Source organism: Candidatus Paracaedimonas acanthamoebae, assembly GCA_017307065.1.
Lineage (GTDB): Bacteria > Pseudomonadota > Alphaproteobacteria > Caedimonadales > Caedimonadaceae > Paracaedimonas > Paracaedimonas acanthamoebae_A.
The window spans coordinates 1-13,199 of record JAFKGL010000010.1 but is presented as its reverse complement, the minus strand read 5'-3'; the positions used below and the strand labels follow the sequence as shown (position 1 = coordinate 13,199).

At 40.8% G+C, this 13,199-nt stretch carries 12 protein-coding genes; 6 read left to right on the top strand and 6 right to left on the bottom strand.

Features of this window, described 5'->3' with window-relative positions:
* Positions 1-5: 5 nt before the first annotated feature.
* The gene (locus J0H12_00150) at positions 6-161 is read right to left on the bottom strand and encodes a hypothetical protein (protein MBN9412325.1); all 156 of its coding nucleotides are present in this window, start codon (positions 159-161) and stop codon (positions 6-8) included.
* On the opposite strand from J0H12_00150, the gene J0H12_00145 reads away from it, so the two are divergent.
* On the top strand, positions 160-954 hold the full coding sequence (locus J0H12_00145; GenBank protein MBN9412324.1) for an RMD1 family protein: 795 nt from the start codon (positions 160-162) through the stop codon (positions 952-954). The genes J0H12_00150 and J0H12_00145 overlap by 2 nt on opposite strands.
* Here the strand turns inward: J0H12_00145 and J0H12_00140 are convergent.
* The 4 genes from J0H12_00140 to dnaK form a co-directional block, all read right to left on the bottom strand.
* On the bottom strand, positions 951-1,151 hold the full coding sequence (locus J0H12_00140) for a hypothetical protein (protein ID MBN9412323.1): 201 nt from the start codon (positions 1,149-1,151) through the stop codon (positions 951-953). The genes J0H12_00145 and J0H12_00140 overlap by 4 nt on opposite strands.
* Complete coding sequence (locus tag J0H12_00135) at positions 1,151-2,425, bottom strand: porin (GenBank protein MBN9412322.1); 1,275 nt, start codon at positions 2,423-2,425, stop codon at positions 1,151-1,153. Before J0H12_00135 ends, J0H12_00140 begins: the two co-directional genes overlap by 1 nt.
* A gap of 117 nt (positions 2,426-2,542) precedes the next feature.
* Positions 2,543-3,745 carry a molecular chaperone DnaJ gene (dnaJ, locus tag J0H12_00130; GenBank protein MBN9412321.1) on the bottom strand — a complete coding sequence of 401 codons (1,203 nt, stop codon included), beginning with the start codon at positions 3,743-3,745 and terminating at the stop codon, positions 2,543-2,545.
* 63 nt (positions 3,746-3,808) lie between these two features.
* Entirely contained in the window at positions 3,809-5,734 is a 1,926-nt protein-coding gene (dnaK, locus tag J0H12_00125) for a molecular chaperone DnaK (GenBank protein MBN9412320.1), read from the bottom strand.
* Positions 5,735-6,343: 609 nt separating this feature from the next.
* On the opposite strand from dnaK, the gene J0H12_00120 reads away from it, so the two are divergent.
* The 5 genes from J0H12_00120 to J0H12_00100 all read left to right on the top strand — a co-directional run bounded on the left by J0H12_00120 (position 6,344) and on the right by J0H12_00100 (position 12,499).
* On the top strand, positions 6,344-8,002 hold the full coding sequence (locus J0H12_00120) for a hypothetical protein (GenBank protein ID MBN9412319.1): 1,659 nt from the start codon (positions 6,344-6,346) through the stop codon (positions 8,000-8,002).
* A gap of 148 nt (positions 8,003-8,150) precedes the next feature.
* A complete protein-coding gene (locus J0H12_00115; protein ID MBN9412318.1) occupies positions 8,151-9,500 on the top strand; it encodes a DEAD/DEAH box helicase in 1,350 nt (449 codons plus the stop codon).
* A gap of 69 nt (positions 9,501-9,569) precedes the next feature.
* Complete coding sequence (locus J0H12_00110; GenBank protein MBN9412317.1) at positions 9,570-10,601, top strand: HlyD family secretion protein; 1,032 nt, start codon at positions 9,570-9,572, stop codon at positions 10,599-10,601.
* A 4-nt stretch (positions 10,602-10,605) separates the two neighbouring features.
* The gene (locus J0H12_00105) at positions 10,606-12,162 is read left to right on the top strand and encodes a DHA2 family efflux MFS transporter permease subunit (GenBank protein MBN9412316.1); all 1,557 of its coding nucleotides are present in this window, start codon (positions 10,606-10,608) and stop codon (positions 12,160-12,162) included.
* The gene (locus J0H12_00100) at positions 12,146-12,499 is read left to right on the top strand and encodes a Tn3 family transposase (protein MBN9412315.1); all 354 of its coding nucleotides are present in this window, start codon (positions 12,146-12,148) and stop codon (positions 12,497-12,499) included. Before J0H12_00105 ends, J0H12_00100 begins: the two co-directional genes overlap by 17 nt.
* 289 nt (positions 12,500-12,788) lie before the next feature.
* Here the strand turns inward: J0H12_00100 and J0H12_00095 are convergent.
* Positions 12,789-13,199: hypothetical protein (locus tag J0H12_00095; protein MBN9412314.1), on the bottom strand; the 411-nt coding region annotated here is incomplete at its 5' end.

Sequence of the window (13,199 nt, the reverse complement as noted above, 5' to 3'; positions counted from 1 at the left end):
TTTGGTTATGTTTCATATATAGGACGAAAATTTTTGACTTCAAGGGCAATTGTTACATCTTTGCTATGCAAAAATTGCAATTCATACTTTTTCAGGGGAGAGACTTGCCAAAAAGCATTGTTTTCAGTAGGGTTAGGAAGAATATCAGAAAGTACCCACATGCGTTGCTCCGCTTATTGCACAGCAAAAACATATGATCTTGCCCAAATAAATGACTTTTTGCGCTCCCGATGCCCTACCACTCTGTATCAAGATGTCATTCATTTTCGCTTTAAAAAAGGTGAAGTCTTTTGTTTTGATCATGGTTGCGTTATTTTTTGGAATCTTTCAGAAGAAGAAGAACAAGAATCTTTAAAATATATTCTGAAATATGAAATAGAGCCTCTCAAAACGCCGGAATTTGATGAATTTTCATTTCACTATGGACCTCACACCCGGATGTCTCAAGATGAGATTACGCTGGAAGATGCCCAAGATCCTCTTCTAAAACTCGCAATTTCTTATGGACTTGCTCAATCCGTAAAATTACTTGTTTACGAGCGCCGAATTGAATCCGCGATCGAAGATGCTAGCGTTATTACCCAAGCCCTTGCAACAAAAGGAAAAGTCCCTCTCTCTCGTCGTCAGATTGGTCGAAAAATAGGCGCGCTTTTCTTTGAAAGAAGCTCTATCAATCTTCAAAGTGATTTCCTCGACACCCCCGATTTTTTCTGGGAGAACTCTGAATATGAGTCTTTTTATCGTCAAGCTGCCAAAGATCTTGATATCAAATCACGAACCCAAAGTTTAAATCGCAAACTTGAGATGATTCATGAACTTTTTCAAATTTTAGGGGATACGTTAAACCATCGTCATTCCACAAGACTTGAGTGGATTATTATCATCTTAATTTTGCTTGAAGTTTTACTTGCAATTTCAACAAGTTACGAACATTTACTGTCCTGTTTTACTTAAGAACTCTTAGAAGGCTCAGGGCTTCTTTCATCACGGGATTTTTGAGGCGATAGAATTTCAAATTCACCTTGGTCACCTGTAAAAAGGCCAGGCCCCTTTTTCATCTCACTTTGTTCAGGGTATGTGCCGGCTTTAAAACCGTGACACCCACTTAAACAAACGCTGCCTAGGCCTAAGATCCCAAAGAAGAATTTCATTAAAGTTTAACTCGCACACCGGCAACAAAAGAAAAAATCCTACTGAACCAGTCACCTTGACGTTTCAGTTGATGCGTCCGCGCTGCGGCATACACTTCGGTTGCGGCAGAATCAAGAGATTGAACAGCAACAAGGCCATAACTATTAAAACGCTCTGTATTGATGATGTTAAAATCTGTCAGCGTGAAACTGGGATCATCCGCTATCGATTTACTCCAGGCATAATCTATGGCAAACGCCGTTTTTCCAACGTCAAAATAGTTAAATTGATAGCCAACCTTCCCATACCAATATTTACCTGGATTACGCCCCTTGTCTTTGAATTTACGATGACCTGAAGCGCCCATTAAACTGAGCCCATTTGAGAAAAGAATAGAAGCCGACCCATTATATTGCTCCCATCCTTTACGCGTGGCCCCTGTGAAAGGATTCTTCGCAACGGCGACAGCGGCCCCAAATTTTGTTTTCTCATACTCGCCTGCGTATTTTAAAGAAGCATCCACAATATCGCGTGTAGCGTGGCTCGCGCCAAACACAAAACCATTAAAATTGGGCGTATCATAACGGACGCGATCTTGGCGGAAAGTCTGCCCATAGTTATCATAAACAGCACCAATCGTGCGAGCATCTTTCTGCTGTGTCCGTTTATTAAAGAACTTAATGCCTCCTGCCTGATCTTGGATCTCTGATCCACTGGTAATCACATCTGTCCCAGAATAATCTACTTCTGAGGTGCTATCACTCGCCATAGGCCCTTGCCCTAACCATAACTTTCCATATCTTTTATGATCGAAAATAGCCTCAATGCGGCGCTCTCTCAAAAATACCGATGAACTTGGGTCCGACGCCGTTCCAATATCCCGTGTTGAACTCGCATCTGAGCGAATTTCAACTTCAAGGACGCCAGAAACTGTGGTCTCATCATTGAGAGCACCTTTCCCCGTAAAATTGAGGCGTGTTGAAGAAAAGGAGTTATCCTTATGAGACACTTGAGAGTTTTTGCCGTTACTATCAAAACTCACCAAACGATTGATTTGGCCTGAAAGAGTAAGTTGGACTTTATTATTGCCTGAGATCACCTGTAAAGGCGCTGTTGGTTTGGGTAAATCGCTGACATTCGTAATTTTTTCTTGCGGTGCGGAAAGACCTGCTTGAGTTACTTTCTGATTTTTCTCAAGGGTTTCAATTCTCTGCATCAAGACTTTCAATTGCTCTTTAAGAACTGTGATTTCTTGTTGAGAAGAACTCGCCTGCATTCCTTGAGAAAAAATCAAAAATCCGCTTAACACCCCTAAAATAAATCTAAATTGTCGCAAAATATAAGCCTCACCTATTTAATTAAAATTTTAATTAAATTATTTTTAACTTAGATCATGGCAGGTCGCAAGCTATTATAATCCCCACAAGGAAAGACAATGCTTTAATCCTTCAAGGAACTTTTTAATTTTCGCCATAAATTTATCATTTTCAGGCGTATGATCCCCTTTTTTCATCGTTTCATCGAGTTCCTTTAGCAACTCTTTTTGTCGTTTATTAAGATGAACAGGAGTTTCTATATTCACTTGAATAATCATATCGCCTCGGCCAGACCGCCTTAAAATAGACATTCCCTTGCCTTTTAATCGGAATTGGCGTCCACTTTGAGTGCCTTCTGGGATTGTAACACGAACGTGATTACCATCAATCGTTGGCATTTCAAGCGTTCCGCCAAGGGCCGCGGTTCCAAACGAAATTGGAGTTTTGCAATACAAATCAGAGCCTTCTCGTTCAAATAAACGATGGTCTTCAATCGCGACAAAAACGTACAGATCCCCAGCGGGGCCACCGCGCAGACCAGCTTCGCCTTCTCCGGCAAGACGAATACGAGATCCATCCTCAATACCCGCAGGAATCGCGACAGAAAGAGTCCGCTCACCTGTTTTTCGGCCCGTGCCACGACATCCTTTACAAGGATCTTTAATAAGTTGGCCTGCCCCATGACATGTTGTACATGTTCGCTCAACAGAAAAAAATCCTTGCTGCATGCGAATAGACCCTCGCCCTCGACACGTCGTACACGTCTCAGGCTTAGTGCCTTTTGCGGTGCCATGTCCTTCACACGTGTCACACTTAACCGGCGTGTTAAGCTTGATGGTTGTTTGGGCTCCTTTAAAGGCATCTTCAAGCGTAATCTTCAAGTTATAACGTAAATCGGACCCGCGTTGAGCAGAAGAGGTTGCGCCTTGTTGTCGGGCGCCACCGCCCATAAATTCACTGAAAACTTCTTCAAAGATATCTGAAAAACCACCGCCCCCTTGAGAGAAATGGAAATCAAATCCAGGCCCATTACTTCCACGACCGCCACCGCCAAATCCACCAGCCGCAGGATCAAAAGCAGCATGACCATAGCGATCATAGGCCGCTCGTTTTTGATCGTCTTTCAGAATTTCATAGGCTTCATTAATTTCTTTAAATTTTTTTTCGGCTTCTTTATCGGATTGATTTCGATCCGGATGATATTTCATCGCAAGCTTGCGATAGGCTTTTTTAAGATCATCTGCAGAGGCATCTTTTGAGATGCCCAGCATTTCATAATAATCGCGCTTTTCTGTCATTGTTTTTCTTCCAGAAATGGGGAAAGAGGAGCCACAAGAGAAATCTCTTCTGGCCCTCTAAGGTTATGCGTTTTGAGACTTGTCGTCTTTTACTTCTTCATAATCTGCATCAACGACATCGCCTTCTGCTTGTTTTGTAGCTTGAGGATCGCCAGAAGCAGCAGCAGAAGCCGCACTTTCCGCTTGAGTTGCTTTATAAATAGCCTCTCCAAGTTTCATGGATGCTTCCATCAAAGTTTGTGTTTTTGCCTTGATAGCTTCCTCATCTTCCCCTGTTAAGGATTCTTTGAGGTCTTTAATCGCCGTCTCAATAGCTGCTTTGTCTTCAGCAGAAATCTTATCACCATACTCTGAAATATTTTTTTCAGTGGAATGCACAAGACTTTCACCATGATTTCTAGCTTCAATCACAGCGCGACGCTTCTTATCTTCAGCTTCGTGAGATTGAGCATCTTTTACCATTTTCTCAACTTCATCATCACTCAATCCACCAGAGGCTTGAATGCGGATTTGTTGTTCTTTTCCAGTGCCTTTATCTTTTGCTGAAACATTCACCAAACCATTCGCATCGATGTCAAAAGTGACTTCGATTTGCGGCATACCGCGAGGTGCTGGAGGAAGCCCAATCAAATCAAATTGCCCTAAAAGCTTATTATCCGCAGCCATTTCACGTTCACCTTGTGAAACACGAATCGTTACAGCGGTTTGATTATCGTCCGCGGTTGAGAACACCTGGCTTTTCTTGGTTGGAATAGTTGTATTTCTCTCAATCAAACGCGTGAAAATACCGCCAAGAGTTTCAATTCCTAAAGAAAGAGGTGTGACATCGAGCAGAAGAACGTCTTTAACATCACCTCTCAAAACTCCGCCTTGAATCGCCGCACCAATCGCCACGACTTCATCCGGATTCACGCCACGATGAGGTTCACGTCCGAAAAAGTTCTTAACTGTTTCAATAATTTTTGGCATCCGTGTCATACCACCCACCAAAATAACTTCTTCGATCTGTCCTGCAGTTAAGCCAGCATCTTTAAGAGCCGCTTTACAAGGTTGAATTGTCCTTTCAACAAGATCTTCGACCAAAGACTCAAGCTTTGAGCGAGTCATTTTAATATTGAGGTGTTTAGGCCCTGAGGCATCTGCCGTAATAAAAGGCAAATTGATTTCTGTTTGGGTTGCGGTTGAAAGCTCAATCTTTGCTTTTTCCGCTGCCTCTTTAAGACGCTGTAAAGCGAGACGATCTTGACGCAAGTTGATGCCTTGCTCTTTTTTAAATTCATCTGCAAGGTAATCAATGATTTTTTGGTCAAAATCTTCACCGCCTAAGAAAGTATCTCCATTGGTAGATTTTACTTCAAAAACACCATCACCAATCTCTAAAATCGAGACGTCAAAAGTTCCGCCGCCTAAGTCATAAACCGCAACAATCCCTGTCCCTTTTTTCTCAAGCCCATAGGCAAGAGCAGCAGCTGTTGGTTCATTGATGATTCTTAAGACGTCAAGGCCTGCGATTTTACCCGCGTCTTTTGTGGCTTGACGTTGAGCGTCATTGAAATAAGCGGGAACGGTAATAACGGCTTGAGACACTTTTTCACCGAGAAAATTCTCAGCTGTTTCTTTCATTTTTTGCAAAATGAAGGCGCTTACTTGACTGGGGCTGTAATCTTTGCCGTGAGCTTCGACCCAAGCATCGCCCGTCTCTGAATTAATAATTTTATAAGGAACAAGTCCTTTATCTTTTTGCGTCGTTGGATCATCATAGCGACGCCCAATCAAACGCTTAATTGAAAACAGTGTGTTTTCTGGATTTGTAACGCCTTGGCGTTTTGCGGCTTGCCCAACAAGACGTTCACCGTCTTTTGTGAAAGCAACCATAGAGGGTGTTGTTCTTGCCCCTTCTATATTTTCAATTACTTTTGCGCTACTGCCATCCATCACGGCAACGCAAGAATTTGTTGTACCTAAGTCAATACCTATTACTTTACTCATTATAACCTCTTTTGTTAGCAAACCCTTATGATCTCAATCGAGCATCCTAAGGACTCCCATATAAGAGCACCATGCCCTTACATTTCTTTTATAAATTATTTACACCCCTTTTCGCAAGCATATCTTAAGCAGCCTCTTTAGTTTTAGGCTTTTAAAACTGAGTTGCAGACAAAGCAGCAGCTTCATTTTTAGCAACTCAGCGAGCGCTTGCAAAATATTTACAAGACTAAATTATACACATAGCTATACCATCAGAAGATAACCTCCCTTAATTTTATTGTTATTCCTTAAAACGATTAGATTTTGAGCGCTCATTTGAGTCTTCAGTGGCCATCTTCTGACTCTATTATAGTATATCAAAAAAGGGGGGATTTTGGAAGAAAAAAGTAACAATTATTTAAAGTTTTTATTTTTATTATTCAAATACTTAAAAAGTATTTTTCCCGCGATAAAATGAAGCTCTTTTTTGCAGGGAAACGACCCAAGTGAAGACCTGGATTTTAAGACGTTGCTTTTATGCTTGATTTGCCTAATTGGTCATACTATATCTAATATAAGATCAAAGACCCCACTTAAGCTGTAGAAAAATCTCATTATATTTAAAAAACCATGAAAATTTATAAGAAATTACTGTTAAGTTTTATTTTATTATCTTTTTTCTCAATAAATGGATGGACAACATACTCAAAGCTTGAAGAACTTCCTCCTGAAGTTCTTAGGCGTGTTTGCTCTTATTTAAAGGAACAAGAAAATGGGGTTGTTAGGCAGACCGCCCCCATCATGCAAATAAAGATGGAAGCAGCTTATGTAAATTACCTCAACCAAGTCATCCATAGATTTTCTCTTAATGAAGATGAGACAGACGGCTTCCCGGAGCCCGATTTAAGTACCAAATATACACATCAAATAATGCGGACTCACTATCAATACGCGTTTGTGCCAGATAAGAGCCCCATGCGCACCTCCCTTTCAAGAATATATAAGCGTATTGGCCTTTATGATTTCCTTAAAGATGAAGCCAGAGATTGGTCGAAAATCCTTTTTAAATCCCTTTTTGATCAAGAGATGCCAGAAGATAAGTTTGAGGTTGCCTTAAATCTACTAACAGCCTGCCTTCCCGTTAATCATATTTATGCGGGTAAAGAAGTTGAAGATCCCGGCCCTTTATTAAGAGAGTTCAGAGAAAAATATGGATCTTCATTGCAAGAGGAACTTGAGTTTATGAAGGAGCATTCTAAGTACTTTCTTGTGGGAGTTGATGAAGATGCGAGCGTTTTAGATAATCATTCTCATACTATTATTGTGAACCAATCACAGTCCCAAACTCTTCATAACCTACAGAAATTTCTCACAAAAGGTCATGGGCACACAATTATTTATAATGCTGATCAAGAGGTTGTTGACATTCCAACTCCCCCGGAAAACATAGGAAAACTAATATTAACGAATGGTAATAATAAATCTAGATCAATTGGCGATAATTTCCTCTTCGGTTGCACAGGCCTGACATCTTTCAGCACCTGCGGGTTAACCAACCTAAGATCAATTGGCGATAATTTCCTTGCCTTTTGCTATAGCTTGACCTCATTCAACTCTCATGGATTAACCAAATTAAAATCAATTGGAAATAATTTCCTCTCCTATTGCAAGAGCCTGGTATCACTCGGCACTCGAGGTTTAAACAACCTAAGATCAATTGGGGATAAATTCCTTTACCAAAGTAGTAGCGTGACCCCATTCGACACTCGAGACTTAAACAACCTAAGATCAATTGGAAATACATTCTGCTACGATTGTACTAGCGTGACCTCATTCGACACTCATGGATTAACCAATCTAAGAACAATTGGTCATCTTTTCTTCTGCTCTGATTCACCTTTCCTATCATTCGACACACGCGGATTAATCAATTTAAGATCAATTGGAAACGATTTTCTTTTTAATCGCACAGGCCTGATATCTTTCAGCACGTGCGGATTAACCAACCTAATATCAATTGGTTCTAATTTTCTTTCCGGTTGCACAGACCTAACATCTTTCAGCACCAACGGATTAACCAACCTAATATCAATTGGGAATAATTTTCTTTCTCGTTGCACAGGCCTAACATCTTTCAGCACCAGCGGGTTAACCAACCTAATATTAATCGGGGATAATTTTCTTTCTCGTTGCACGGGTCTGAAATTACAAGGTGAAGAATTAAAGCGTGAAATTTTAGAAAGGAATAAAAAAATTCTTTTGTTGAGTTACTTCAGGCCTATATATTGAGGAAATATTTCCCTTTAAAAAGTGTGATTTAAAATCCCTAAATTCTGAAAAAAACAAAACAACAAAGAAAATATTTGACTTTTTAATAAAAAAAGACCTTTAAAATGGTAAGTATTCCTAACTTTTTACAAGAAACAATTTAACACGTATGAACTTTTCAGATCTCGGCTTAGGTCAAAAAACCCTTCAAGGGGTTCAAGATGCAGGATATACAACTCCTACCCCTATCCAACAAAGTGTTATTCCATCTGTGTTAGCTCACCGAGATCTTTTTGGATGCGCTCAAACTGGCACAGGAAAAACAGCTTCTTATACGCTGCCTTTACTTGATCTTTTGGAAAAAGGCCGAGCCCGAGCGCGGATGCCGCGCATTCTTGTGCTGGCCCCCACTCGTGAACTTGCCCAACAAATTGCCGAGCATTTTGACTCCTATGGAAAACATCATAAATTAAAGACTGCTCTCATCATAGGGGGTGGCTCAATGATTCAACAAGAACGCGCCCTCAACGGCAATATCGATATTCTCATTGCAACACCTGGGCGGCTTTTGGACTTTGTAGAGCGCGGAAAAGTGATGTTGATGGCTGTTGAAGTTTTGGTCATTGATGAAGCAGATCGCATGCTTGATATGGGATTCATCCCTGATATTGAAAAAATTACGAAAGCTCTCCCCCCGCATCGACAAACCCTAATGTTTTCAGCAACTGTTGCCCCAGAAGTCCGCAAACTTGCTGATTCATTCTTACGAAATCCTGAAGAAATTACGATGGCGGCGCCAGCAACGACCTCCGCCAACATACAACAATTTATTGTTAAATCAGCCCCTCTCAGAAAACGTCAAATCTTACGCGCGATTATTCAAAAAGAAGACATCAAAACAGCGATTATCTTTTGCAACCGAAAAAAAGATATTGCCACCCTTTGTAGTTCCTTTAAGCGGCATAAATTTAATGTCGCCAGTCTTCATGGGGACTTAACGCAAACTGTTCGATCAGAAACCTTAGAAGCCTTTAAAAAAGGGGACATCTCATTTTTAATTGCGAGTGATGTTGCCGCCCGCGGAATTGACGTCGAAGCCCTTTCGCATGTTTTTAATTTTGATGTGCCAATCAATGCCGAAGAATATGTGCATCGAATTGGACGCACAGGACGCGCAGGAAAGACTGGAAAAGCTTTCACCTTTATAACGCCAGCGGAACAATCTTACCTTACCGCTATTCAGAAACTGATTGATATGGAAATTCCTGTTTATACAATCGACAGTCCTGAGGATCAAAGAGGTGGAGCCATCTCTACGGAAACTCACCCAAGAGAGAGAAAAAATTACAAAAACCAAGAAAATAAGGTGCCTCCTAAAGAACAAGCACCTAAAGTTACAGCTTCTCACCCTTCTGCTCCAAAATCTCGCGAACCAATCATTGGCTTTGGAGATACACCTCCAGCCTTTATGAAAAATTATTTTCCTGATGTGCCTGCCGGATTTGTGAAAAAAATTTAAACCTTGCATCCTTCTTAATCATCTATAAAAGAAAGATGGAAATAGTTTATTCAGGGAGACCTTTTTAAAATGTCCAAAATCTCTCGTAAAAATCTTTTAATCTTAGGAAGCCTGAGCAGCCTACTTATCCTTATTTTAGGGCTCTTGTGGCTCTTCAACTGGCGTTATCATGAGAGTACTGATGATGCTTACGTTGAAGCCGATATGGTCGCTATTAGCGCAAAAGTCACCGGCTACGTTGCTAAAATTCATATTCAAGACAATCAAGAAGTTGCCGCCCAATCTTCGTTGATTGAAATTGATCCCGTCGATTTTCAGGCAAAATTTGATGAAGTTCAAGCAGGTTATCAACAAACTGAAAGTGAATTCCTTGTTTTGCAACAGAAAATTTCTGAACAAAAAGCCGTTATTCTTCAAGCTGAATCTGCGGTGATTAAAGCAAAAACCGAGATTTTGCCCACCAAACGGGCTTTTGAAAGATCCCAAATCCTCAAAGTAAAATCTTTTGCCAGCCAAGAACGATATGACCGAACTGAAGCAGATGCCCAGAAAGCAGAAGCAGCCCTTAAGGAAGCCCAAGCTAATTTAACATCAGCTCAGAAAAGTTTAGCCGTTCTTGAGGCCACTACGTCCATCATCAAAGCCCAACAAGCTCAAAGCCAAGCACAACTTGCCCAAGCCACTCAAAGCTTAAAAGAGACAAAATTGTCGGCTCCGTGGGCTGGTTTCATTGGAAATAAAGCCGTCCAAGAAGGACAACTCGTCAGACCCGGACAATTTCTAATGATGCTTGTGAGCAAAAGACCCTTTATCCGGGCCAACTTTAAAGAAACGCAAATTACGCGCATGAAACCAGGTCAAAGAGTTGAAGTCAAAGTTGATGCTTATCCAGGACAGATATTCCAGGGGCGAATTGAAAGTTTGTCACCTGCAAGTGGTGCCGTTTTTAGTTTGCTCCCCCCTGAAAATGCGACCGGCAATTTCACAAAAATTGTCCAACGTATTCCTGTAAAAATTCACCTTGAAGATATGAATATTAATACTTCTTTTCTACGCCCCGGTCTTTCAGTGATTGTAAAGGTCTTCACAAAAGAAGGTTAAAAATATGACTTCCCCTTCCTCGCAAACCGTAACTTTACGTGAATGGGCTGGTTTTATTGCTATGGCATTTGGAATGTTCATGGCCATCCTTGATATCCAAATTGTCTCAAGCTCCTTAAGCGAAATTCAAGCCGGTATTTCAGCAAGCGCAGATGAAATCAGTTGGGTTCAAACATCTTATCTAATTGCCGAAGTCATTATGATCCCACTCTCCGGCTATTTGTCTCGCATTTTCTCCACCCGCATAACCTTTTGTGTTTCGTGTATTGGTTTTACGGTGATGAGCCTTTTTTGCTCTTTTGCTTGGAATATTGAGTCCATGATCGTCTTTAGAGCCTTACAAGGATTTGTGGGAGGCGCCATGATTCCAACTGTCTTTGCAGCCAGCTTTACAATGTTCCCGCCTCGATTACGTCCCACTGTGGGGGTTATTGTTGGATTGGTTGCTACTTTAGCCCCCACTCTTGGCCCGACACTTGGAGGATATTTAACTCAACTCTTTTCATGGCAATGGCTTTTTTTAATTAATATTGTTCCCGGCATTGTGGTTACAACTCTCGTTTGGTTTCTTATCGACATTGACACTCCTCACTTTAAGCTTTTGAAAAGATTTGATATTTTTGGAGCATTGTGTATGGCTATTTTTCTTGGAAGTCTTGAGTATGTTCTCGAAGAAGGTCCTCGAGAAGGGTGGTTTGATGACACAATGATTTTAAGCTTTACCTGCTTAATGGGAATTGCCGGTTTAAGCTTTTTTTGGCGAGTACTATCCTATCAAGAACCGATTGTTGATTTAAAAGCTTTCATGGATCGAAATTTTAGTATTGGGTGTTTTTATAGCTTTACAATCGGCATTGGCCTTTATGGAACAGTTTATCTCATCCCTTTATTTCTAGCTCGAATCCGTGGCTATAATAGCCTTCAGATCGGAGAATTTATGATGGTCGCAGGCCTATTTCAGTTTGTAGCCGCCCCTATTGGCGGACAACTTCTTAAACGAATAGACATGCGATATATCCTGGCTTTTGGGATCGCGCTTTTCTTTTGGTCTATTTATCTTTCATCTGCCCTTACCAATCAAGCGAGTTTTGATGAATACTTCTGGCCACAAGCTATACGAGGAGTCGCCATTATTTTTTGTTTCTTACCCATCAATAATCTTGCTCTTGGAACACTTCCCCCAGAACGACTTAAAAATGCCAGCGGCCTTTACAATTTAATGCGCAACCTCGGTGGAGCTATTGGACTTGCACTTATTAATACGACCCTCATTAAACGCCTTGATCTTCATAAAGCCCGACTTTCAGACAATTTAAAAAGTGGGAAAATTCAGCTTGAGAATTTTTTATATAATCTTGAGAGCAAATTTGAAAATTTTAATATCCAAGATGATCATCGCGCTGCCTTAAAAAATCTTGCCGGGTTAGTCGAACGTGAAGCCGGTGTCCAAGCTTTTAATGATTGTTATACCATTATGGGGTGGCTCTTTGCAGCTTCCTTTATCTTGGTTTTTCTATTACGCAAACCTGAGAAAACGTTTCAGGATGAAGCGGGGCATTGAAAAACAGCTTAACAAAGTTGAACTAGCCAATAGATTCACTCGAGCCATCGCCGTTGGAAATCCACGAGAATTTACGCAAGGTGACAAAGAAGAGCAGGAAATAGCCGAAAGCTGCAATCGGCTCATCAAAAACGCCATCATCTGCTGGAACTACCTGTATCTGTCACAAAAACTGGAAGGAATGGACAGCCTTGAGCAGAAAGATAAGTTGCTCTCAGCGATTTCATCGCATTCTCCGATTTCTTGGGCGCATATCAACCTTCTAGGAGAATATGATTTCTCAGATGAAAAACTTAAGGATACAGCCGGAATCCAACTTCCAAAAATTTTAGTCTAATCAGCACAAAAAAGGGAAGTGATAAAAATCATGGTGATAAACGACTGAAAGAGGTTTTTCTTAATTCCTATTGTTAGATACGTACCGTTATGGGATTCGACCCTTATATATGAAAATGAGAACTCTAAATGGGGAGCCCCATTCAGGGATCAGATTAGCAGCATAACACAATACAGACTATAGCTTAATTTGCTGCTATCCTGTCTAATCTTTGGGGACCTCCTCTTGCGTACATCAAAACACATTTGATGAACAAATTGAGGCCTTTTTAAAAACCTCAATTTACTTATCAATTGCAGCTATTAAAGTAGCCTCCACGTTGATTGCATATTACAGAGCACATATAAGTACCTGTAACCATGCCTGCAGACTCAGCGTGGAATGGAAAAGCCCCCTTATCTCTTATGTCGCAATAACATTCACAACTCGAAGGTGCAGGTTTAATTTCAGGGATTCCAGCTGCAAGTGTAAGTTGAGCTACTAAAACAAGGCTAATCATTACTGTTTTTGTTGGGTTTTGTGCAGCGTAACTAATAATATCGCTGACAGCTTTGAGAGGGGTAAATAAATAGGATGCCCAAGAGGTTGAAGGTTTTTCCAACTCAATAGTTTGTGAGGATGTCAAATCAACTACATTCAATTGATCGTCTTCAGTTTGAGCAACTAATCGAGTTCCCTGTAATCCTGTAAGTTCAAATTC

Bases quoted from the DNA above. Each gene is read 5' to 3' on its own strand.
- J0H12_00145 (MBN9412324.1), top strand. From the start codon at position 160: ATGCGTTGCTCCGCTTATTGCACAGCAAAAACATATGATCTTGCCCAA.
- J0H12_00150 (MBN9412325.1), bottom strand. From the start codon at position 161: ATGTGGGTACTTTCTGATATTCTTCCTAACCCTACTGAAAACAATGCT.
- J0H12_00140 (MBN9412323.1), bottom strand. From the start codon at position 1,151: ATGAAATTCTTCTTTGGGATCTTAGGCCTAGGCAGCGTTTGTTTAAGT.
- dnaJ (MBN9412321.1), bottom strand. From the start codon at position 3,745: ATGACAGAAAAGCGCGATTATTATGAAATGCTGGGCATCTCAAAAGAT.
- dnaK (MBN9412320.1), bottom strand. From the start codon at position 5,734: ATGAGTAAAGTAATAGGTATTGACTTAGGTACAACAAATTCTTGCGTT.
- J0H12_00120 (MBN9412319.1), top strand. From the start codon at position 6,344: ATGAAAATTTATAAGAAATTACTGTTAAGTTTTATTTTATTATCTTTT.
- J0H12_00115 (MBN9412318.1), top strand. From the start codon at position 8,151: ATGAACTTTTCAGATCTCGGCTTAGGTCAAAAAACCCTTCAAGGGGTT.
- J0H12_00110 (MBN9412317.1), top strand. From the start codon at position 9,570: ATGTCCAAAATCTCTCGTAAAAATCTTTTAATCTTAGGAAGCCTGAGC.
- J0H12_00105 (MBN9412316.1), top strand. From the start codon at position 10,606: ATGACTTCCCCTTCCTCGCAAACCGTAACTTTACGTGAATGGGCTGGT.
- J0H12_00100 (MBN9412315.1), top strand. From the start codon at position 12,146: ATGAAGCGGGGCATTGAAAAACAGCTTAACAAAGTTGAACTAGCCAAT.